Raw genomic sequence first — 21,204 nt, forward strand, 5'->3', positions numbered from 1 at the left:
CGCTCACTCCTCAGTGGTCGGCGGGTACGGGCTCGGGCAGGACCGGTCCCCAGGCGAACGGCGGGTCCGGGATGTCCCTGCGCAGCACGGGAGTCACGGCCGACTGGAACAGTTCGAGCGACTCCTTGTGCTGACGGTCCGTCAAGCCTCCGGCGTCCGCGTGGAGATGGAGCACCGTGTGGCCGAACTGCTCGTGGTAGCGGTGCACCTTGTCGATGACCTGCTGCGGGCTGCCGATCAGCGCGGAGCTGCGCTCGACGTAGTCCTCCAGGGTCTCGAAGACGACGGGCAGGCCCACCTGTTCCTGGAAAGCGAGGTTGCTCTCGAAGATCGGCCGGTAGACGGCCAGCGCCTCCTGGGTCGTCGGAGCGACGTAGAGGCCGGCCGTGCCCGCGCCCACCGCGATGTCCGCCGGGTCGTGGCCGTAGTGCACCCAGCGTTCGCGGTAGTAGCGGATCAACTCGGCATAGGGCTCTATGGGGTTGGTGACGTTCGCGGAGAACAGCGGGTCGCCGTAGCGGGCGGCGAGGTCGACGCTCTCCTTACTCGTCGCGCTGCCGTGCCAGACCCGGATGGGCTGCTGGTAGGGCTTCGGCCACACCTCCGCGTCCTTCAGCTCCGGACGGAAGCGCGTCTTCGCCGTCACCTTGTCCTGGCGCCAGAGCTGCCGGAACACCTCGTAGCTCTCGGCGTTGCGCTCCCACTGGTCCTCGGGCGTGACGTGGAACAGCTCGCGCTGGGCGGTGCCGTTGCCCTTCCCGATGATCAGGTCCAGGCGTCCGCCGGAGAGGTGGTCGAGCGTGGCGTAGTCCTCGTAGGCGCGGACCGGATCCAGCAGGCTCAGGGTGGTGACCGCCGTGAAGAGGCGGATGCGGCGGGTGAGCGCGGCGATGTGGCTGAGGACCACCGTCGGCGAGGAGGAGATGAAGGGGCGCTCGTGCCGCTCCCCCACGCCGAAGCCGTCGAAGCCCAACTCCTCGGCCAGCAGGGCGTTGTCGAGGACCTCACGGAAGCGTTCGTGCGTCGACTTCTGTACACCGGTCGTCGGGTCCGGGCGGTGGACGATGAGGGTGATCGCGAGGAACTTCACGAGGCCGCCCGTTCCTCGCGCACGTCGTCCGGGTGGGTGAGGCCGAGGTGGTCGCGCAGGGTCGGGCCCTCGTACTCGGTGCGGAAGACGCCCTGTTCCTGGAGCAGGGGGACCACCTTGTCCGCGAACGGGTCGAGGCCGGTCGGGGTGATGTGCGGGACGAGGATGAAGCCGTCGCTGGCGTCGGCCTGTACGAAGTCGTTGATGGTCTTCGCGACCGTGGACGGGGAGCCGATGAAGGCCTGTCGGTTGCCGGTCTCGATGACCAGGTCGCGGATGGACCAGCCGTTCGCCTCCGCCCGCTCACGCCATTCGCGGGCGGTCGCCAACGGGTCCCGGTACATGCGGACTTGGGCGCGCCCCTTGGAGATGTGGTTCTCGCTGACGTCCGGGTCGATGTCGGGCAGCGGGCCGTCCGGGTCGTAGGACGACAGGTCCCGGTTCCAGACGAACTCCAGGTGCTTGATGGCCGTGGCACCGCTGACCTGCTGGCGGCGGACTTCCTTGGCCAGGTCCTCGGCCTCGGCGTCGGTGTCGCCGAGGACGAAGGTCGCGGCCGGGAGGATGAGCAACTGGTCCGACCTGCGGCCGTATTTGGCGAGGCGGGACTTGACGTCGGTGTAGAAGGCCTGGCCGTCGTCGAGGGTGCTGTAGCGGCTGAAGATGGCGTCCGCGCTGGACGCGGCGAACTCGCGGCCCTCGTCGGAGTCGCCGGCCTGGAAGATCACCGGGCGGCCCTGCGGGGAGCGTGGGACGTTGAACTGGCCCTGGATGTCGAAGTGTTGGCCCTGGTGGACGAAGGCGCCGGCCTTGGCGTCGCTCAGGAACGTGCCGCTCGCCCGGTCGGCGACGATCTCGTCGCCGTGCCAGGAGTCGAAGAGTTCCTGGGTGGTGGCGAGGAACTCCTTGGCCCGGGAGTAGCGCTCGTCCTGCGGCAGGAAGCCGCCGCGCCGGAAGTTCTCGCCGGTGAACGCGTCCCAGGAGGTGACGACGTTCCAGGCCGCGCGCCCGTCGGAGAGGTGGTCGAGGCTGGCGAACTGGCGGGCCACCTCGTAGGGCTCGTTGAACGTGGAGTTGATGGTGCCGGTCAGGCCGAGGTGTTCGGTGACGGCGGCGAGCGCCGCGAGGATCGTGAAGGTGTCGGGGCGGCCGACGACGTCCAAGTCGTAGATCTTGCCGCCCTGTTCACGCAGCCTGAGCCCCTCGGCGAGGAAGAGGAAGTCGAACTTGGCGCGTTCGGCGGTGCGGGCGAACTGCGCGAAGGAGCTGAACTCGATGTGGCTGCCGGCCGCGGGGTCGCTCCACACGGTGGTGTTGTTGACACCGGGGAAGTGGGCGGCCAGGTGGATCTGCTTCAGGGGCTTGCTCATGTCGTACGGTCCCTCCGGCTCAGGCGGTGGCTGCGGCAGCGGCAGCGGCAGCGGCGTAGCGGTTGGCGGGGCGGGCGAGCCCGAGCAGTCCGCGCAGGGTGTCGGCCTCGTAGGCCTGGCGGAAGACGCCCCGGCGCTGGAGTTCGGGGACCAGCTTCTGTGTGATCGCTGGGAGGTCGTGCCCGGCGACGGCGGGCCGCAGCCGGAATCCGGTCAGGCCTGCCGTCCGCAACTCCTGCAGCAGGTCCGCGAGTTGGGCGGGGGTGCCGGTGAAGATCTGGGCGTCACTGGTGTACGGCTCCCCCGCGAGGGCGTCGAGGCGTTCGCGGCGGGCGATCGCCGTGGCCTCGTCGTCGTCGAGGAAGACCACCAGGTCGCCGAAGACGTGCAGGAGTTCGTCGGCGCGGCCCGCGGTCTGCTGCTCGGCGCGGATCTCCGCGACGATCGCCCGCGCGTCGTCGGTGTCGTGCGGGGTGACGTAGCCGACGTCGGTGGCGCGGGCGACCAGCCGGTACGGGATCGTCTGGTGGGCCAGGGAGCTGACGATCGGCTGGCCCTGCGGCGGCCGGGGCGTGATGGAGGGGCCCTTGACGCTGAAGTGGCGGCCCTCGAAGTCGATGTAGTGCAGCTTGTCGCGGTCGACGAAACGGCCGGTGGCGATGGACCGGATCTCGGCGTCGTCCTCCCAGCTGTCCCAGAGGCGGCGCACTACCTCGATGTAGTCGGCGGCCTCGTCGAAGTGCTCGGCGAGCCGCTCCTGTCCGGCCTCGGTGCGCAGGCTCTCCAGGCTGATCGGCTCGAAGGTGCGCCGTCCGAAGTGGTCGGCCTCGTGCGGGCGGGCGGAGAGCTGCACGCGCAGGCCCGCGCGGCCGGTGCTGACATAGTCGAGAGTGGCGATCGCCTTGGATATGTGGAACGGCTCCGTGTGTGTGGACACCACCGTCGGGACCAGACCTATGTGGCTGGTGAGCGGTGCGATGCGGGCCGCGACGAGTACGGCGTCGAGGCGGCCGCGGACCTGGTCGGTGCGGCCGTCCAGCTCGCCGTAGTGCGAGGACTGGAGGCCGAGGCCGTCCTCGAAGGTCACGAAGTCGAGCAGGCCGCGCTCCGCCTCGGCGACCAGGTCGGCCCAGTACGCGGCGGTGAACAGGTCCCGGGGCCGGGCCACCGGCTCGCGCCAGGAGGCCGGGTGCCAGCCGGTGCCGTCGAGGGCGACGGCGAGATGCAGGGGGGTGGAGCTGGTTGGGGACACGGTGGTGCCTTCCTGGAGATCCGTACGAGATCGCCGGACCGTTCGGATACGGATACGGCGGCTGGGGCGACCGCAGGGAGGATGGGGGTCCCCCCGGCCGAAGGCAGGGGGGAGGCGTCAGGAGCGACAGAGCGCGCCGGCCGTGCGCAGCAGGTCGATGTGGGGCCGGGTGGTGAGGCGCACGGTCGGGGGAAGGCGGGACGGATCGAGCATGTCCATCACCTCCACGGAATCCGGCATCAACAGGGACAACCGCACGGCTATGCCGTTTCTTCCGCGTCGGCGGCGGCAATCGGGCCGGTGCGCCGGACGAGCGAGAAGACCGTGCGGGCGCGCAGCGTGAAGCCGATCGACTCGTACAGCCGGATCGCACCGGTGTTGGTGGCCGCCGCGTGCAGGAAGGGGTGTTCGCCGCGTTCCTTGATGCCGGCGGCGACCGCGCGGACCAGTCGGGTGGCCAGGCCCCGGCCGCGGTGGTCGGGGTCGGTGCAGACGGCGCTGATCTCGGTCCAGCCGGGCGGGTGGAGGCGTTCGCCGGCCAGGGCGATCAGGCGGCCGTCGTGGCGGATGCCGAGGTAGGTGCCCAGTTCGACGGTGCGGGGCAGGTAGGGGCCGGGTTCGGTGCGGGCGACCAGGTCGAGGATCTCGGGTACGTCGTCGGGGCCGAGGCGTACGGCCTCGGGGTCGGGCTCGGCCCGCAGCCCGGTGTCCACGAGTTGGACACCCTGTCCGGAGCGGACGATCTCCCAGCCGTCCGGGGTCTCGTTCACCCCGCGCACCGCGGCGGTGCCGCCGGGGCCGACGAGGGTGGCCAGGTCGGCCCAGGCGCGGGGGTCGTCGTTGTCGGTGATGGCGTTGAAGCCGGCCACGTCGACGGGGTAGCGGGCGGCGCGCCCGACGCGTTCGGCGAAGCGGGCGTGCGGGCCGGTGAGCGCGGCCCAGGCCGGGTTGTCCAGAACGTGGGACGTGGACGTGGTGGTTTCGATACTGGCGGTGGAAGACATCGGGTGACGGCTCCAGTACTGGTCGCGCGGGTGGGGACCCCGCCGTCACGTGGCGGGGTCCCCTGGCCGAGAGGGTGGGTCAGGAGTCGCTGAGCGGCAGTCCGGGCGGGTTGACCTCGGACTTCGCGACGGCCTCGTTGGAGAGGTTCCAGGCGGCCAGCCACTTGGCGTACTGACCGTTCTTGATCAGGTAGTTGATGGCGTCCGCGAGGGGCTTGGCGAGGCCGCTGTTCTTCTTCGCGGTGGCGGCGATCAGGCCCTGGAGGGAGGAGCCGGCGCCGGAGTAGGTGCCCGCGTTGCGGACGGCCTTCGCCGTGCCCTTGGTCGAGGAGACCTGGTAGGCGACCGAGGGGTTCGGGGCGAGGTAGGCGTCGATCTTCCCGGAGGCCAGCGCGAGGTAGGTGCTGTTGTTGTCCTGGAAGTACTTGACGGTGAGCGGCTTCTTGTTCTCGGCGGCCAGCTTCTTCTTCCACTCCAGGAGGATCCGCTCCTGGTTGGTGCCCGCGCCCACGGCGACGGTCTTGCCGGCGAGGTTCTCGTAACTGCCGCCGAAGTTCCAGGTGTTGCTCGCCTTCACCGCGAAGCCGAGGTTGTCCTCGCGGTAGGAGGCGAACTCGTACTTCGCCTTGCGCTCCTCGGTGTCGGTGACGTTGGAGAAGGCGACGTCGACCTTGCCGCTGTCGAGGCCGATGAAGAGGTTCTCCCACGTGGAGTTCTTCAGCTCGGGCTTGAGGCCGAGGACGGCGGCGACCAGGCGGGCGATGTCGGTCTCCGAACCCGTGAGGGTCTTCTGGTCCGAACCGACGTAGCCGAGCGGCGGGGAGCCCGCGGGCAGGAAGCCGACGCCGATCTCCAACGTGCCGCTCTTCGCCACGGACTTGGGCAACTCGGCGCTGATCGACTTCACTTCGGCGACCTTGAGGGTCGTCTCCTTGGCGGCACCGTTGGAGAGAGCCCCCACGGTGACCGTGCCGGAGGCGGCGCTGCCGGACGTGGTGGCCGCGTCGCTGTCGCCGCCGCAGGCCGCGAGACCGCCGGCGAGGGAGGCGAGGACGGTTCCCGCGGTGAGTCCGCGAGTGAGTCTGCTGCGAAGGCTGGGCGTAGACATGGCTGTTCCTAGGCTCGGTGTTCGGGCTGGTGAAGGTGGAAGCGAGGGTGCTCAGAGGACCTTGCTGAGGAAGTCCCTGGTCCGTTCGTGCTGTGGCTTGTCGAGGACCTCGTGGGGCGGGCCCTGCTCGACGATCTTTCCGCCGTCGATGAAGACGACCCGGTCGGCGACCTCGCGGGCGAAGCCGATCTCGTGGGTGACGATGACGAGGGTGGTGCCGCTGGTCGCCAAGTCCTTGATGACGGAAAGGACTTCGCCGACGAGTTCGGGGTCGAGGGCGGAGGTCGGCTCGTCGAAGAGGATGACTCCGGGGCGCAGGGCGAGGGCGCGTGCGATGGCCACGCGCTGTTGCTGGCCGCCGGAGAGTTGCCTCGGGTAGGCACCGGTCTTCTCGGCGAGTCCGACACGGCCGAGCAACTCCCGGGCCAGTTCCAGGGCTTCGGGCTTGCCGAGCCGGCCGGTGGCGACCGGGGCGGCGGCCACGTTGTCCAGGACGGTCAAGTGCGGGAAGAGGTTGAAGTTCTGGAAGACGAACCCGATCCGACTGCGCTGGGCGAGGATGGCCCGCTCGCTCAACTCCTTCAGCCTGCCGCCCTGTTGCCGCACTCCGATCAGCTCGCCGTTGACACTGACGTAGCCGATCTCGGGCTTCTCCAGGTGGTTGACGACCCGCAGCAGCGTGGACTTGCCGGAGCCGGACGGGCCGAGGATCACGGTGACCTCGCCGGGCCGCACGGTCAGGTCGACGCCGTCCAGCACCCGGTGCGCGCCGTACCACTTGTGGACGTCGTGCACCTCTACGGCGGCGGGTGTGATGTCCGCCAGCGGTTCGACGGTGTTCGTGCTCATACGGCGGCCTCCCTGCGGATGCGGGCCCGCAGGTCGGTGACACCAGTGCGGAGTTTCTGGATCGGGGTCGGCGGCAGGGAGCGGGTGGCGCCCCGGGCGTAGTGCCGCTCGACGTAGAACTGGATGACGGACACGACGCTGGTGAGGATCAGGTACCAGACGGTGACGACCAGGAGCAGCGGCACGATGTCGCCCGGGTAGGTGGAGCCCATCGTCTGCGCGGAGCCGAACAGGTCGAGCAGCGAGACGTAGAAGACCAGGGAGGTGCTCTTGATCAGGCCGATCAGCTGGTTGACGTAGTTCGGGGTGATGGAGCGCAGCGCCTGCGGGAAGACGATCCTGCGGAACTGGTAGCCCTTGGGCAGGCCGAGGGCGGAGGCCGCCTCGTGCTGACCCTGGTCGACGGAGAGGATGCCGCCGCGGACCACTTCCGCCGCGTAGGCCGCCTCGTTGAGGCTGAGGCCGACGACGGCGACGGCCATGTCGGTGGCCAGTTTCGACTCGTCGAAGGAGAAGAAGGCGGGGCCGAAGGGGACGCCGATGCTGAGTGTCTGGTACAGGGCGCTGAAGTTGTAGAGGAAGATCAGCACCACGATGAGCGGGATCGAGCGCAGGGCCCATACGTAGGTCCAGCTCGCCGCGCGCAGTACCGGGCTCTTGGAGAGCCGGGCCAGGGCGAGCAGGATGCCGCCGAGGAGGCCCAACACGGCGCTCAGCGCGGCTACTTCGAGGGTGATGACGAGTCCGTCGAGGATCGTCGGGCGCAGGAACCAGTAGCCGAAGCGGTCCCACTGGTAGAAGGAGTTGGTGACCAGTCCGTGGATGAACTGGGCGACCAGCACCAGCACGACCAGAGTGACGATCCACCGGCCGGGCCGGCGCAGCGGCTGAACTCGCTGTGCTGTCAGGGGTTTTGACGGGGCGTCGGCGGGCGGCGCGGCGGCCAGGGACACGGTGGTGCCCGGGGGTTCAGTCATGGAGGGCTCCGGCGGAAGTCGGACACCCCGGGTCGCGACACCCGGGCGAGGCTGGCGCGACGCACGAGGTGAGGTACACACAGGACCGGGGGCTGGGCGGACAACGGCACACCGCGCGGGCGGTGTTCGTCAGGAACGCGGAACGCGAGGGCTGGGAGAAGTCGTCAGCCTCGACAGCGGGCGAAGCCCGGGGCGGTACACGCGGTACACAGTGCGCTGTTGACGCGCAGCAGATCGACGGCACGGTCCGCGACGAGAGGGTTCACGCACGGCAGTACGCAGCCCGGGGAGCGGCGTACTGCCGTCCGGAGAGCTGCGTACATGTCCGTCACCCATCACTGTTGTGGCCCAGGGGCCTCGCGCTTACCGAAAACGTCATCCGGTCCGGTCGTCACCTGGGGCACCCCACCGCGTGCGAGGGTTGCCGGTCAGCAAGCCAGGGCTTGTCGCTGACACTCATGACCGTTCTAGGTCGCAAGTTAAGACAATTGTCCGAACGTATGTCAATGGCCGTCCACCAACTGGACGCCACAGAACGCGCTCAGCTGCGGCAAGCTCCCGTTTCGTCTGCCACGTGGGCGGCCCAGTCCAGGATCTGGACAGCCGCGCCGGCGGCCTCCAAGCCCCGGCAGCGGGCGTGGTGACGGCGGGCGATGCCGTCGAGGTCGAGGTGGGTGCCGAAGGCCGGGTGGGCGGCCAGGCGGCGGGCGTAGGCCCACAGGTGGGGGTGGTCGGCGATGCGCTGTACGGCGGCGGCGTCGAGGTGGTTGCGGTGCACGGTGTCGAGTTGGACCAGTGACACCCACAACTCGACGTCCGCGGCGGTGAGTTCGTCGCGGATCATGTGCTCGCGGCCGTCCAGCCACCGGTCCAGCGAACCCAGGGTCTCCAGCAGCCGGGCGACCGCCGCGTCGCGCTCCTCCTGCTCGACACCGGCCGCGCCGGCCCGCTGCGCGGCGTCCTCGATGCCTTCGGCGCACAGTCGCTCGACGGCCTCGATCTCCGACTCGGCGCCGCACGGGTACAACTGGGGTCCCCCCGCGCCGAAGTGCCGGGCGAGGTCGCGCATGATGTCGGGCGCGTGGGTGCTGACGATCCGGCCGGACCAGTCGTCGCTGAGCACCGGCGCGGCGGCCGGTCCGGAGTAGCGGTGCGCGCTCGCCTCGTAGAGCGGGCGCAACGCGGAGTGTCCACCGCTGGGACAGTCGGGTACGGCGGACAGGAACACGGCCGGACAGCTCTCGTCGAGGCCGAGCAGGCTGTGGGTGACGGCGATGCGCAGGCCGTCGGCGCAGGCGGTGGACAGATGCAGGCGGTAGCGGCGCGGCACGGCGTAGTGCCCGCTGCGCGCGTCGCGTCCGATCCGGCCCCGGAACACGGGGGCGGAACGGGGTGCGGGGATGGCGGCGAGAGGCGTGCTGGACATGGGACTCCCCTGGTACGGGCGCGTGGACGTACGCGCGGCGGAAGCGTCGTCGAGCGGAGGACGGGGGCTCAGCGCGGGGGGTTCAGCGCGCTGCAGACCCGCAGCAGGTCGATGTGACGGCGGGAGGTCAGAAGAGGCGAACGGTCCCCGCGGCTGGTGGTGACCGACTCAAGGCGCCCCATTGTTTCCCTACCTGTTCACTAGGATTCCCTACTGGAGTGTCGATCCGCCGTCGCCCGGGGTCAAGAGGGCGTCCACGGGTCGGGCACCGATGCCCGACCCGTGGACATCCCGGGTCGCTGCCTCGCGTAGGTCAGCGCCGCTACTTCGCGTACATCAGGGTGCCGAAGCCGAGCTGGTCGTAGCCGCCGCTGTCGGAGCCGTAGTCACCTCCCCCGCCCTCGGGCGCGACGAGGTCGTAGTACATGGCCGAGATGTACGGGTCGTCGAGGCCGATCCGCCGGTTGTAGTGGAAGTGGAGCATCGCCCACACCGGGCGGATCTGGCCGCGCGAGGCGGAGGAGACCACCGTCTGGGACGACTGGGCGCAGTTCTGGCCGGTGCCCCACGTGTAGGTGGTGAAGGGCACGTCGCTGCCGTTGTTGTACTTCGCGACGTACTGGGCGGCCTTCATGAAGCGACGGCTGTCGTACGAGTAGAGGTCGTCGCCCTGGTTCCAGGCCATCTCGCAGACCGCGCCCATCTGGCCCATGCCCAGGACGGTGTGGCCCTGGTCGCGGCCGGATTCCTGCCACTGGCCCAGCGCGTAGCCGTCCGAGTCGGTGTACAGATACGGCACCGCGTGCGCGATGGAGCCGTTGCCCGCACCGGACTTGAAGTACGTGACGGCCTGGTCGTACTTGGCGGAGTCCTCGTTGAGGATGCCGATGGCCAGGATCGAGGCCATGTTGCACAGGTCCCAGTTGGCCCAGTAGTTGGTGATGCAGGCGTCGTTGTGGTTGGTCAGGAAGCTGTTGTTGAGCGGGTAGAAGACGTTGGCCAGCATCTGCTGGGCGGCGGCGAGATGGAACCCGCTGTAGTCCCGCATCAGTTCGCAGGCGTTGGCGAACTGCCAGCCGTAGAGTCCGGCCGCGAGGAACCGGTCGGCGTTTCCGGTGACCGAAGTCAGCGTCGAAGACCAGGCGTTGAGGATGTTCGCGGCACACACGGCGTTCGCCTCGGTGCCGCCGACCTTCCAGCGCAGGGCGTTCTGGTAGGCGGCGGCGATGTCGTTGTACAGCAGGCTGTAGTTCTGGCCGTCGCCGCCGCGGATGATCGTGGCGGTGGCCCGGTTCGTCCAGGTCGACTGGGAGTGGGAGTTGGCGGTCAGCCTGTTCCAGCCGGACAGCCAGGGGTCGGTTCCCGCCGCGACCCTGACCTTGGCCCGGTTGATGTCTCCGGCGTTGTGCAGCATGCCGGGGTGGGTGAACGTGGCCGGGGCCGCGTGCGCGGCGGTGGCCACGGTGGCGCCGCCGAGGGCGACGGCTGCGGTGAGCCCACCGGCGGTCTTCAGAAGACCGCGGCGGCTCAACTCTGTTCCGCGGAGGTGCTCGTGGGGGGACGTGCGGCTCATTGCGGTGCATCTCCAATCCATGACGGATCAGGTGGGCGTGATGCTCACCTCGTCGAACTCGGTGGTGCAGCGGACCAGTTGACCGCGCGAGCAGACCACCAGCCCGACGTAGTAGGGGGCGTCACCGAAGCCGGGGATCTCTCCGTCGGCGAGGGGGGTCCAGGTGACACCGTCGTCGGTGGACAGCGCTGCGCCGAAGGCGGTCCCGACGCGCTTCAGCCGCAGCAGGGCGGGGAGGGCGACAGCGGCTCCGCCGGTGAAGGCGGAGGCACCGGCCACGGTCCTGCGGAGCATGAGCTGGGCACTGGTCCCGCCGGTGACGATCGCTCCGGCGGCCTGGTCGAACGGCGACAGCGACTTCGCCATGAGCAGCCCGACCCGGTCGGTGGTCGCTCCACTACGGGAGACGATCCGCGCGACGAGCTCGCAGTCACCGCTGACGGGCCGCCGTACGAACTGCCCCGTCATTCCTTGGCCGTTGGCGTTGAGATCGACACCCGCGCCCCGCACGGTGAAGGTGCCGCCGCCGTACGACGTGCTGCCCGGCGTGGTGATCGCCACCACGCCCAGCGTCCCAAAGGCACGGTCGTCGAGCACGGTGTCGCCGAGATCGCCGTACGTCCACGGCGCGGGCGGCGCGGTGCCGACCGTGAGGGCGAGGGTGCCGGTCGCGGTTCCGGAGGCGTTGGCGGCGGCCGTCGCGACCGTGAACTCGCCTGTCTCCGTGGGGGTTCCGAAGATCAGGCCGGTGCGCCGGTCGATGCGGAGGCCGGCGGGCAGCCCGTCCGCCGTGAACCGCACGGGCTCGTGCGAGGCGCGCAGCAGATACCGGGAGGCGGCGCCCTGGTTCGTGAACACGGCCGCGGCGGAGGTGAGTTGTGGCTGCGCCGGGGTCGGCATCATGGCCTGCGCCGGCGTCGAACGCGGCCCGCGTCCACCGGCGTTGGTCTTCGCGACCGTGTAGTGGTACGTCGTTCCCGGCGTCCCCGTCGCGTCGATGTAGCGGATGCGGGTACCGAAGCCGACCGGGCCGACGCGGGTGGCGAGGGTCTCGTACGGTCCCCTCGTCCGCGTGGCGCGCAGCACCGTGTACTCGGCGGCGAGGTCCGGGTCGCTCCAGGCCAACTCGACTGCGTCCGTGCCGGTTTGGGCCCGTAGGTCGGTCGCGGTACGGGCGGGGCGCGGTACGCACCACACCGTGCCGGACGAGGAGGTCACGCTGACGTTGTCGAAGGCGCCGGTGCCGGTCTCGGCGTAGTCCTCGTCGACGCCGAGGCAGGAGGTGAGGGCGAGCCCGGCGTACGCGGTGCGTCCCAACTCGACGTCCGTGGCGCCGACTTCGGTCCAGTGGATGCCGTCCGGGGAGATGGCGCCGGTGCAGCGCGCGCCCTTCCGGGTCACGCGTACCCAGTAGGGCTTCCGCAGCCGGTAACCGTCACCCGCGCCTTCGACGTACGGCGCCTCCAGCGGGGTCGCCGACTCGGGCAGCGTGCCGAGGTTGGAGATCGAAAAGGCGGCGTTCACCGTGATCGCCTGCTGCTGGGAGGGCGGTACGGGTGTGCTGCCGGTCGCGGAGATCTCCGCGCCGGTCGACGGGCGTGCCGTCCACACTCCGCTCCAGGTGTGCAGCGGCAGGCCCTGGATCAGCATCGAGGCGTGCGCCGCGTCCGAGTCGAGCGAGGCCCGGACGGTGACGCCGATCTTGGAGTACTGCGAGCTGAGCGGCCACACGATCCGTGCGGTGACCGTGCCGTCGCCGCGCAGCGGGAGGTGGACGAGACGGTGGGTGTCGGCGGTGCCGCTCGCCTCCAGGACGAAGCGCTCACCGTCGAAGGCGGCGGCACCGGGGATCTTCACGTCTCCCACGTCCCGGGTCGACCACGGCGACGGGAGACCTGCGGAGGCGGCCGCCCATGCCGAACCGCCGCTCCTGCCAAGGGTGTTCGAGGCCGTGACCGTGTAGTAGTACGTCAGTCCCGCGTGCACCTTCCGGTCGTTGTACGTCGGCCGGGCGACGCCGGACGCGATCTTCTCGTAGCGGCCGTCCACCTCGGTCGCCCGCAGGACCGTGTAGGAGTCCGCCCACGTCGACGGCAGCCAACTCACCGTGACGGAACGGTCGTTGCCGATCGCCGTGACGCCGGCCGGTGGTGTCGGCACGGTCGCTGAGGGGGCGGTGGCGCCGGCGTAGGCGAAGGTACCCCAGCTCGGCAGGTCGTCGTTGCCGCCCTCGACGACGCGGGTGCCGCCGGTGCCACGGAACACCGCGTTCTTCGTGTACGGGGTGTCCAGGCCGCGCACACCGGCGTAATGCGCGTACGCCATCTCGTAGATGGGCGGAAGGTTGCCGCGTGAAGTGGCCGAGACGGTCGGCTTGATGTACTTGCCGGTGCGGTCGAGGTCGGGGACGAAGGGGACGTCGCCGCCGAGGTTGTAGCGGGCTGCGTACTCGACGTTGGCGAGGATGCGGTTGTCGTCGAAGCCCCAGAGGTCGACGCCCTGGTTCCAGGCGACCTGCGCCGCGTCCGCCAACAGGCCGACCGCGAGCTGTTCGTGGCCCTGGTCCCGGCCGCTCTCCTGGCCCTGGCCGACGTCGGTGACGATGCGATGGAGGACGCTGCCGTTGCCGGCGCCGGCCGCGGCGAAGCGGAGCGCGTCGTAGAAGAGGGTGGGCTCCTCGCAGAACACGCCTATGGCCAGGAGGGATTGAAGGGACGTCAGGTCCCAGTTGCCGTTGGCGTAGAGCATGTAGCTGGACAGGGCGGGGTACCAGACGCGGAGGAAGGACTCCTCGCAGCGCGCGATATCGGCGGTGGCCCAACCGTCGTAGCCGGTGTGGCGGAGCAGTTCGGCGGCGTTGACGAACTTGAAGGCCTGGAGGCCAGCGCCGAGGGGGCCGTCGGCTCCGGTGATGGCGGTGAGGGAAGTCGACCAGGCGTTGAGGATGTCTCGGGCCTTGTCTGCGTGTGCGGTGTCGCCGGTGACGGACCAGATGAGGGCGTTCTGGTAGGCGGCGGCAGAGTCGGCAACCGCCTGGTTCTGGTAGTTGGCGGGGCCGCGTCCCCAGGTGGTGATCTGGCCAATGTTCTGCACGGCGTACGACGACGAGGAGCGGGCGTGGGCCGCGAGCGCCAAGTAGCCGTCGTAGACCGGGGATTGCTTGGCGGCGACCGCTGTCTTCATGCGGGTGAGATCGTCGGCGGTATGCAGCAGGCCGGGGTGCGTGAACGCGGCGGTCCGGTTCTCGGCGGCCCGGGCGGTGCCGGGCACGAGCAGTCCGCTCGCGCCCGACGCCAGGAGGAGGGCTGCGGCGCCGCCCAGAAAGCCCCGGCGGCTAAACGGGCCTGATGTAGTCGCCTGCGGTTCGGCAACATCCTCAAGGGGCGCGGGGCCGTATTCATCAGCGGCTCCGCCGCATGGCGCGACCAGCCCCGACGGCGCCGCAGCCGACCGACAACCCCTCCCCACCCCTCCAGCGAAGTGCCTGGTTTCCGGGATCGTCATGACGCGGCGGCCGCCTCGGCCTCGGCGGTCGTGAGGAACTTCAGGTTCGTCACGTGCTCGTTGTAGAACCACTGGATCTCGTCCGTGGTGTAGTACCAGGTCGGCTTCTTCATCGAGTCGGCGACGACCAGCCCGTTGATCACCAGGTTCTCGAACGTGACGTTGTTGATGGCGTGTTCGGCGTCGTAGCCGAGGAAGAGGGACGGGTTGGCGCGGGTGCCCGTGTAGCTGAGGTTCTTGACGTACACGTCCTCGATGCCGCGCCCGCCCGAGGTGTTGTACTTCGTGTTGTACATGACCTTCATGTAGATGACCTGGCCCCAGCGGAAGTCCTCGATCCGGACGTCCTCGATGCGCACGTTCTTGATCAGGTTGGAGTCGCCGGGGTTGAGGGCGATGCAGCCCTGGTAGTTCATCTGGGGTTCGCGGTGGTCGAGGATGTCGATGTTCTTGATGACGAGGTTCTCGATCGTCTCGGGCGCGTCGGTGTTGCCGTGGGTGCCGACGTTGATCGGGTGGGCGACGTCGGCCCACAGGGTGCAGTTCTCGACGGTGATGTCGCGGGTGTCGCCGTAGTAGTCCCAGCGGTGGCAGTAGATGGCGATGCAGTCGTCCGAGTTGCGCATGAAGCAGCCGTCGAAGGTGATCCCGGTCGAGGAGAAGACGTCGAAGCCGTCGCCGTTGCCCTTCGAACTGAACGCGCGTGCCTTGGTGACGCGGACGTTCTCGCTCTCGCCGAACGTGCCCGCGTAGCCGGCCGGGTTGAGGATGATGACGTCCTCGATCCGGATGTTCTTGCTGCCTTCGCAGAGGATGGCGCCGCCGGGGTTGTTGTAGAGCACCCCGCGCCCGATGAGGCGGGACCGTTCCACGTCCTTGAAGTAGACCTGCGCGGTGAGGACGGCACCGCCCGCGAGGTAGACGGTCTTGCCGCTGGGGACGGTGAGGATGTTGCCGGTGACGGTGTGGACGCCGGGGCCGAAGTAGAGGACGTTCGGGTCGTCGGCGGACGGGGCGTGGTGCTCGACGCGGTTGGTGATCAGGTGCAGGGCGTCGAAGGTCTCGTCGTTGATCTGTACTATGACGTCCTTGGGCTCTGCGAGGGTGAACCGCAGGGTGTCGCCGAGGAGTTCGGGCGTGATGCCGTACGAGTCCGGTCTCACCCGGGCCTTGGTGGTGCCGCCCTTGAGGTAGGTCACCTCGATCTCGACCGAGCCGTTGAAGTCGAAGTACACCATCGACGAGCTGTAGACCTTGCCCGACCCGGTGGAGGCGTTGATCTCCTCGAACTGCGGCCGGTAGATGTCGAGGGTCTGCCAGGTGCCGTCGGGGGTGCTGCGGACCCGTACCTGGAAGCCGGTGTTGGTCGGCATGGTGGCCGGACGCGGGTAAGTGACCAGCTTGGGGCGGGAGTTGTGGCCGCCGGCGTGCGCCGCGGTGGCGGTCAACCCGGTCAGTCCGGCAGCGAGCGCGGTGGCACCGGCGGCCTGGAGGGCCGTACGACGGGACAGGGGCGTGTTCATACCTATCTCCTTGCAACAGGGCGAGAACAGGGACTACTTGAGGCCGCTCGTCGACATCCCGGCGACGAACCCGCGTTGGGCGACCAGGAAGATCAGGAGGACGGGGACGACGTACATCAGGGAGGCCGCGGCCTGGAGGTCGACACGACCGGGGTGCCCGCCGAGGTGACGTAGGTGGACATGACGGCGACCGATGTCACCGTCCTTGACCATCACCGTGACGGTCTCACCCGGCCCGCTCACCCCGGTCGACACCTGGAGCGCGCAGCCGTTGAGCCCCATCGCGCCGACCCCCGAACCGGCCGCCGAGAGGGCGAGAAATCGTCGGCGGCTCAGGGGCGCACCAGCACGTGGGGGCATGACCGCAGCACCTCCGATGGAAACCGGTTGTCACGCGTTGGGGCAGAGCTTCTTCCGGCTCGGAAAGGGCGTCAAGACCTTGGGCGAACTTTCGAAAAGACTGGGTGACCTCGGCGAGACGGTGCTGGAACGTGGTCTGCTAGAAACCGGTTGTCCGTCCGGCACGGCCGGGGCCTCGGGAACCCGATAGGTGAAGTCCCGGGAATCCGGCCGCTGTTCGGGCTGTCAGTGCAGGTCGGCGGCCTGTTCGGAGGTGTCGTCGAGGAAGCCGCCCGACTGGTGCTGCCACAGCTTCGCGTAGGCACCCTCGGCCGCCAACAGCTCCTGGTGCGTGCCCTGTTCGACGATCCGGCCGCGGTCGAGGACGACGAGCCGGTCCATGCCGGCGACGGTGCTCAGCCGGTGGGCGACGACGAGTGCGGTCCGGCCGTCCATGAGCCGCCACAGCGCTTCCTGGACGAGGATCTCGCTCTCGGAGTCGAGGGCGCTGGTGGCCTCGTCGAGCAGCAGGATCGGGGCGTCGCGCAGGATCGCCCGGGCGAGGGCGACGCGTTGGCGCTGGCCGCCGGAGAGCTTGATCCCGCGCTCCCCCACCATCGTCTCGAAGCCGTCCGGCAGCGCGTCGGCGAACTCGGTGACGTGCGCGGCCTCGGCGGCTTGGCGGACCTCGGCGTCGGTGGCGTCGGGCCGGGCGAAGGTGAGGTTCTCGCGCAGGGTGCGGTGGAACATCGCCGGGTCCTGCGGTACGTAGGCGATCAGGCTGCGCAGGTCGGCCTGGCGGAGCCTGCTGATGTCCTGGCCGCCGATCAGGATGCGGCCGGCGTCGATGTCCGTCATCCGCAGCAGCAGTCGGCTGAGGGTGGTCTTGCCGCCGCCGGACCGGCCGACGAGGCCGATCTTCGTGCCGCTGGGCACGGTCAGGTCGAGTCCGTCGAAGAGGGTGTCGGCGCCCGCGTGGGCGAAGGTCACGTTCTCGAAGCGGACGGACGCGGGACGGGGCAGCAACGGCTCCGGCGAGGCCGGGTCGACCACGCTGGGCGGAGCCATCAACAGCTCGGTGAACTGGGCGGCTTCGGTCATCGAGCTTTCCAGCCGCCGGTAGATCTGGTTGAACTCGAACATGATCCGGGTCGCGTTCGTGTAGTACGTGAACGCGACCACGACCGCCTCGACGCCGTGCCGGCCGCCGCCGAGGGCCACCGCGAGGAGCAGGCCCAGCGCGTTGGTGAACACGGAGAGCGGCGCGACGAGGGTGTCGATGCGCAGGTTGCCGTAGTCCCAGGAGCGGAGGGTCAGGCGCCTCGACTGGGCGACGCGCGAGCGGTGTTCGGCGGCCTCGCGTTCCTCTGCGGCGAACGCGCGGACCGTGTCCATGTTCATCAGGCTGTCGGCGACATGGCCGGACACCCGGGCGATGGCCTCCTCGCGCAGGCCGACGAGTGCCTGGCGGCGCCGGATGAGGGGCGCGACGACCAAGGCGGTGAGCGCGATCATCGCCAACAGGCCTACGACGAGCAGCGGTTCGTAGCGCCACAGGACGAACGAGCCGAACAGCAGCGGTACCAGGCTGCCCACCACCTGGAACGTCATCGTGTCGACGAACTCCTCGAAGCGGGAGGCGAAGCTCAACACCCGCTTGGTGAGTGACCCGGCGAAGTTGTCGTGGAAGAACGCGGCGTCCTTGGCGAAGAGTTCGTCCATGCCGATCACATAGAGGCGCTCGATGCCGAGCGCGTCCAGCCGGTTCAGACAGTGCAGTCCCAGGCGCCAGAACACCTCGGCGAGCAGCAGCACTCCGGCGAACCCGAGGACGTACGGCAGCGTCGTGCGGACGTTGATGTCCGCGTCGCCGGCGATCCGGCCGACGAGCTTGGCGACGATCAGCGGCGCGATGTAGTTGATACCGATGTTGCCCACCGCGGGCAGCAGTGTGGCGGGCGCGGTCCATCGGCGGAGCCGGGCCAACTCCCGTCCGTAGTACCGAAGTGCGAGTAACACCGAGCCTTTGCGCGGCCCGACGTCGCGCGATTCAGGCGATCCCATTCCCACCCCGTGGTGTCGACGGCAGCCCGGTGAAGGGGCAGGCCGGAAGTGGCAGTGTCCCGCGCCGGCACCCGTGCGGTCCAAGCGTTTTTCCCTCAACAGCAGTGGTGCGCACGGGGTTTGCGGGCTCTACGGTGACACCATGGCGACCGATTCCGTGGGCGAGCCGATGCGGCTTCCCGACATGCCGTTGCACGATCCGTTCGTCGTCGCCGACGACACGACCCGCAGCTATCACCTCTACACGTCCAACGACCCGTCCGTGTCGGGTGTGGAGGGCGTCGGCACGATGGTCTACCGCAGCGATGACCTGCGAGACTGGACACGACCCGTGGTGGTGTTCCTGGCGGCGGAGCAGGACAACCTCTGGGCGGGCGACGGTGGTTGGGCGCCGGAGGTGCACGCCTGGGACGGCAGGTACTACCTGTTCACCACGCTGCACGACGAGAAGAGCCCCCTTCCGGTGCCACCGACCGGCCGCTGGGGCACGCCGTTCCAGCTCACGAACCACCGGCGCGGCACGATCACGGCCGTGTCCGAATCCCTGCTGGGCCCCTTCACTTCGGTCGACCCCGCGCGCCCCACCCCGCCCGAGCACCTCATGACCCTGGACGGCACGCTGTACGTCGACCCGTCCGAGCAGCCGTGGATGGTGTACGCGCACGAGTGGCTGCAGACCGTCGACGGCACGATGGAGGCGATCCGGCTGGCCCCCGACCTGACCGGGACGATCGGCGACCCGGTCCTCCTCTTCAAGGCCTCGGACGCGCCCTGGATCGGCGAGGAGATCCCGGCCGGCGTACCGCACCAACTCCCGCCCTACGTCACGGACGGACCGCAGCTGTACCGCGCCCCCGACGGGGCGCTGCTCATGCTGTGGTCGACGTACGAGAAGAACGTGCTCGGCGCGGACGGCACCCTCACCGGTGGCTACGTCCAGACCTATGCCGTCTCCAAGTCCGGTGAGATCAACGGGCCTTGGCGGCAGGAGCGGCCGCTGGTGCGGCAGGACAGCGGGCACGGCATGTTGTTCCGGACGTTCGAGGGCCGGTTGATGATGATCCTGCACCGGCCGTTCGAGAACGCGCGGGGGAAGCTGTACGAGATGGAGATCGTCGGTGACGAGGTGCGGGTGCTGCGGCAGCGCACCGACCTCGACGGTGGTGGATGACCCGACGGCCGCTGCTCTCAACTCCTGGACGACCGCCGCTCGTTACTGCTTGACCGCGCCCGCCAGCCCGTTGATGAAGAAGCGCTGGAGCACGACGAAGATCAGGACGATGGGCAGCAGCGTGATGACCGAGCCCGCGCACACCAGGGTCCACGCGGTGGAGTTCTGGCCGATGAAGTTGAACATGCCCACCGACAGGGTGTGCAGTTCGGGGCGGGAGAGGGTGAAGACCAGCGGGATGAAGAAGCTGTTCCAGGCGTTGATGCAGGCGAACAGGCCGACGGTCGCCAGCATCGGTCCGGACAGCGGGAGCATGATCCGCCAGAAGATCTGGTGGAAGCTCGCGCCGTCCACACGGGCCGCGTCCTCAAGTCCCCGGTCGATCGTAGTGAAGTAGCCCATGAAGAGGAAGGTGCCGAAGACCATCCCGCCCGCCGACTGGACGATGACCACCGACCAGAGGGTGTTGAGGAGATGGAGGCGCTGGATCAGGTCGAAGACGGGGATGATCGTGTAGCCGTGCGGCAGGAACAGCGTCACCCCGACCAGGCCGAGCCAGATCTTCTTGCCGGGGAACTCGGTGCGGGCCAGGACGTAGCCGGCCATGGAGGTGGCGAGCAGGGTGACGATGACCGTGCCGGTCGCGAACAGGACCGTGTTGACGAAGAACTTGCTGAAGTCCGCCTGTGTCCAGGCCTCGCTGTAGTTGGACCAGTGGAACTCGGACGGGATCGGGTTGAGCCCGCCGGAGAAGAAGCCGTCGGTGCTCTTGAGTGAGCTGCCGAGCGCCCACAGGAACGGGTAGAGCCAGATGAGGCCGCCGCCGAGCAGTGCGAGGTAGAGCAGCCCGCGTCGGCCTCGGCGCAGGCTCAACCGCGTTCGCCGGCGCGGGCGTTGGGACAGTGTGGACATCGACGTGACCCTTTGCTGGTCGGCGGCCGTTGGTCGGCCGGCTCATTGGTTGGCGGCCGCGCGCCGGCGGCTGATCCCGCGCAGGGCGAGGACCTGGAGCGCGGAGAAGACGATGAGCAGCAGTCCGTAGAGGAACGAGGCGGCGGAGGCCAGGCCGATGTCGGGCTGGGCGGCGGCGCCGGCGGAGCCGCCGAAGGCCAGGTGGTAGATGTACGTGTTGACGACCTCGGTGGCGAAGTACGGGCCGCCGCCGGTGAGGACCTGCACCAGGTCGAAGACCTGGAAGCTGCCGATGAACGCCAACACGACGATGACGACGCCGACTTGCCGCAGCATCGGGATGGTGATGCGGAAGAAGGACTGCACAGGGCCGCAGCCGTCGAGCTTCGCCGCCTCGTACAACTCGGCCGGGATGGTCTGCAGTCCGGCGAGGAAGTAGACGAGGTTGTAGCCGAGGGTGTGCCAGATGCCGATCGCGATGATCACGGCCAGCGCGGTGTGCGGGTCGCCGAGCCAGTCGATGTGGCCGTCGGTCATGCCGGTCTTGGCGAGCAGACTCCCCGCCGAATCACCGAAGTTGGCGAGCATGAGCTGGATGACGACGCCGACGACCGCGGCCGAGGTGACGACGGGGATGAAGTAGACGGTCCGGAAGAACAGCGCGAACTTGAGCTTCGGGTTGTTCAGCACCAGCGCGAGCGCCAACGCCAGCAGGAGCTGCACCGGGACGAGCACGAAGGCGTAGACGAAGGTGTGCTCGACGGCGCCCCAGAAGATGCTGTCGCCGAGGATCTGCCGGAAGTTGGCGAGGCCCACGTAGTCGCCGGGTGCGCCGATGCCGTTCCAGCGGTAGAAGGTGTAGCCGAAGGACGCGAAGATCGGGTAGACCACAAAGGCCAGGAGGAGTACGGCCATGGGGGCCAGGTACGCGTACGACCACTTGGCGGCGCGGATGCGGCGGCCGAGGCCGGGGCGGGCGGCGACCGGGGGTGGAGCCGGGGATGTTCGCCGGCGCTCGCGGGTGTCGAGGAGTGACATGGTG

General features: G+C 69.2%; 18 protein-coding genes and 1 riboswitch. Of the genes, 1 reads left to right on the plus strand and 17 read right to left on the minus strand.

What is annotated here, in order from left to right; all coding sequences use genetic code 11:
- Positions 1–10: 10 nt before the first annotated feature.
- From OG226_RS08130 to OG226_RS08205, 15 genes are all read right to left on the minus strand, one after another.
- Positions 11–1,090, minus strand: coding sequence for an LLM class flavin-dependent oxidoreductase (locus OG226_RS08130; RefSeq protein WP_329348423.1), 1,080 nt, complete (start codon positions 1,088–1,090; stop codon positions 11–13).
- The gene (locus OG226_RS08135) at positions 1,087–2,460 is read right to left on the minus strand and encodes an NtaA/DmoA family FMN-dependent monooxygenase (RefSeq protein ID WP_328676044.1); all 1,374 of its coding nucleotides are present in this window, start codon (positions 2,458–2,460) and stop codon (positions 1,087–1,089) included. The genes OG226_RS08130 and OG226_RS08135 overlap by 4 nt, the downstream gene beginning before the upstream one ends.
- A gap of 19 nt (positions 2,461–2,479) precedes the next feature.
- A complete protein-coding gene (locus OG226_RS08140; protein WP_329348424.1) occupies positions 2,480–3,712 on the minus strand; it encodes an LLM class flavin-dependent oxidoreductase in 1,233 nt (410 codons plus the stop codon).
- 117 nt (positions 3,713–3,829) lie between these two features.
- Entirely contained in the window at positions 3,830–3,925 is a 96-nt protein-coding gene (locus OG226_RS08145; protein WP_329348425.1) for a putative leader peptide, read from the minus strand.
- Between the two features lie 47 nt (positions 3,926–3,972).
- Positions 3,973–4,716, minus strand: coding sequence for a GNAT family N-acetyltransferase (locus OG226_RS08150; RefSeq protein WP_328676047.1), 744 nt, complete (start codon positions 4,714–4,716; stop codon positions 3,973–3,975).
- A 79-nt stretch (positions 4,717–4,795) separates the two neighbouring features.
- Positions 4,796–5,824 (minus strand): ABC transporter substrate-binding protein, encoded by a 1,029-nt coding sequence (locus tag OG226_RS08155; protein WP_328676048.1) that lies wholly within the window; start codon positions 5,822–5,824, stop codon positions 4,796–4,798.
- Positions 5,825–5,875: 51 nt separating this feature from the next.
- Positions 5,876–6,673: an amino acid ABC transporter ATP-binding protein gene (locus OG226_RS08160; protein WP_329348426.1), complete on the minus strand. Its 798-nt coding sequence runs from the start codon at positions 6,671–6,673 to the stop codon at positions 5,876–5,878.
- Positions 6,670–7,650, minus strand: a complete 981-nt coding sequence (locus tag OG226_RS08165) for an amino acid ABC transporter permease (RefSeq protein WP_328676050.1) — start codon at positions 7,648–7,650, stop codon at positions 6,670–6,672. The genes OG226_RS08160 and OG226_RS08165 overlap by 4 nt, the downstream gene beginning before the upstream one ends.
- Positions 7,651–8,004: 354 nt before the next feature.
- Positions 8,005–8,114: riboswitch (SAM riboswitch) on the minus strand.
- 77 nt (positions 8,115–8,191) lie between these two features.
- Positions 8,192–9,076: a glutathione S-transferase C-terminal domain-containing protein gene (locus OG226_RS08170; RefSeq protein ID WP_329348427.1), complete on the minus strand. Its 885-nt coding sequence runs from the start codon at positions 9,074–9,076 to the stop codon at positions 8,192–8,194.
- 68 nt (positions 9,077–9,144) lie between these two features.
- Positions 9,145–9,258 (minus strand): putative leader peptide, encoded by a 114-nt coding sequence (locus tag OG226_RS08175; protein WP_329348428.1) that lies wholly within the window; start codon positions 9,256–9,258, stop codon positions 9,145–9,147.
- Between the two features lie 140 nt (positions 9,259–9,398).
- Positions 9,399–10,649, minus strand: a complete 1,251-nt coding sequence (locus OG226_RS08180) for an alginate lyase family protein (RefSeq protein WP_329348429.1) — start codon at positions 10,647–10,649, stop codon at positions 9,399–9,401.
- A gap of 27 nt (positions 10,650–10,676) precedes the next feature.
- The gene (locus OG226_RS08185) at positions 10,677–13,919 is read right to left on the minus strand and encodes an alginate lyase family protein (protein ID WP_329353338.1); all 3,243 of its coding nucleotides are present in this window, start codon (positions 13,917–13,919) and stop codon (positions 10,677–10,679) included.
- Between the two features lie 230 nt (positions 13,920–14,149).
- Positions 14,150–15,676, minus strand: a complete 1,527-nt coding sequence (locus tag OG226_RS08190) for a glycosyl hydrolase family 28 protein (RefSeq protein ID WP_329348430.1) — start codon at positions 15,674–15,676, stop codon at positions 14,150–14,152.
- A gap of 33 nt (positions 15,677–15,709) precedes the next feature.
- The gene (locus OG226_RS51535) at positions 15,710–16,036 is read right to left on the minus strand and encodes a twin-arginine translocation signal domain-containing protein (protein WP_443066877.1); all 327 of its coding nucleotides are present in this window, start codon (positions 16,034–16,036) and stop codon (positions 15,710–15,712) included.
- A gap of 225 nt (positions 16,037–16,261) precedes the next feature.
- Positions 16,262–18,079 carry an ABC transporter ATP-binding protein gene (locus tag OG226_RS08205; protein WP_329348431.1) on the minus strand — a complete coding sequence of 606 codons (1,818 nt, stop codon included), beginning with the start codon at positions 18,077–18,079 and terminating at the stop codon, positions 16,262–16,264.
- Positions 18,080–18,221: 142 nt separating this feature from the next.
- Between OG226_RS08205 and OG226_RS08210 the strand changes: the two genes are divergently transcribed.
- Positions 18,222–19,250: a glycoside hydrolase family 43 protein gene (locus OG226_RS08210; protein WP_329348432.1), complete on the plus strand. Its 1,029-nt coding sequence runs from the start codon at positions 18,222–18,224 to the stop codon at positions 19,248–19,250.
- A 42-nt stretch (positions 19,251–19,292) separates the two neighbouring features.
- Here OG226_RS08210 and OG226_RS08215 read toward each other — a convergent pair whose 3' ends face one another.
- Together OG226_RS08215 and OG226_RS08220 are read right to left on the minus strand one after the other, a co-directional pair.
- A complete protein-coding gene (locus OG226_RS08215; protein ID WP_328676056.1) occupies positions 19,293–20,162 on the minus strand; it encodes a carbohydrate ABC transporter permease in 870 nt (289 codons plus the stop codon).
- A gap of 42 nt (positions 20,163–20,204) precedes the next feature.
- Positions 20,205–21,200 carry a carbohydrate ABC transporter permease gene (locus tag OG226_RS08220; protein ID WP_328676057.1) on the minus strand — a complete coding sequence of 332 codons (996 nt, stop codon included), beginning with the start codon at positions 21,198–21,200 and terminating at the stop codon, positions 20,205–20,207.
- Between the last annotated feature and the right edge of the window lie 4 nt (positions 21,201–21,204).

Source organism: Streptomyces sp. NBC_01261 (assembly GCF_036226385.1).
GTDB lineage: Bacteria > Actinomycetota > Actinomycetes > Streptomycetales > Streptomycetaceae > Streptomyces.

Bases quoted from the DNA above. Each gene is read 5' to 3' on its own strand.
- OG226_RS08135 (WP_328676044.1), bottom strand. From the start codon at position 2,460: ATGAGCAAGCCCCTGAAGCAGATCCACCTGGCCGCCCACTTCCCCGGT.
- OG226_RS08145 (WP_329348425.1), bottom strand. From the start codon at position 3,925: ATGCTCGATCCGTCCCGCCTTCCCCCGACCGTGCGCCTCACCACCCGG.
- OG226_RS08150 (WP_328676047.1), bottom strand. From the start codon at position 4,716: ATGTCTTCCACCGCCAGTATCGAAACCACCACGTCCACGTCCCACGTT.
- OG226_RS08155 (WP_328676048.1), bottom strand. From the start codon at position 5,824: ATGTCTACGCCCAGCCTTCGCAGCAGACTCACTCGCGGACTCACCGCG.
- OG226_RS08160 (WP_329348426.1), bottom strand. From the start codon at position 6,673: ATGAGCACGAACACCGTCGAACCGCTGGCGGACATCACACCCGCCGCC.
- OG226_RS08165 (WP_328676050.1), bottom strand. From the start codon at position 7,650: ATGACTGAACCCCCGGGCACCACCGTGTCCCTGGCCGCCGCGCCGCCC.
- OG226_RS08170 (WP_329348427.1), bottom strand. From the start codon at position 9,076: ATGTCCAGCACGCCTCTCGCCGCCATCCCCGCACCCCGTTCCGCCCCC.
- OG226_RS08175 (WP_329348428.1), bottom strand. From the start codon at position 9,258: ATGGGGCGCCTTGAGTCGGTCACCACCAGCCGCGGGGACCGTTCGCCT.
- OG226_RS08180 (WP_329348429.1), bottom strand. From the start codon at position 10,649: ATGAGCCGCACGTCCCCCCACGAGCACCTCCGCGGAACAGAGTTGAGC.
- OG226_RS08190 (WP_329348430.1), bottom strand. From the start codon at position 15,676: ATGAACACGCCCCTGTCCCGTCGTACGGCCCTCCAGGCCGCCGGTGCC.
- OG226_RS51535 (WP_443066877.1), bottom strand. From the start codon at position 16,036: ATGCCCCCACGTGCTGGTGCGCCCCTGAGCCGCCGACGATTTCTCGCC.
- OG226_RS08205 (WP_329348431.1), bottom strand. From the start codon at position 18,079: ATGGGATCGCCTGAATCGCGCGACGTCGGGCCGCGCAAAGGCTCGGTG.
- OG226_RS08210 (WP_329348432.1), top strand. From the start codon at position 18,222: ATGGCGACCGATTCCGTGGGCGAGCCGATGCGGCTTCCCGACATGCCG.
- OG226_RS08215 (WP_328676056.1), bottom strand. From the start codon at position 20,162: ATGTCCACACTGTCCCAACGCCCGCGCCGGCGAACGCGGTTGAGCCTG.
- OG226_RS08220 (WP_328676057.1), bottom strand. From the start codon at position 21,200: ATGTCACTCCTCGACACCCGCGAGCGCCGGCGAACATCCCCGGCTCCA.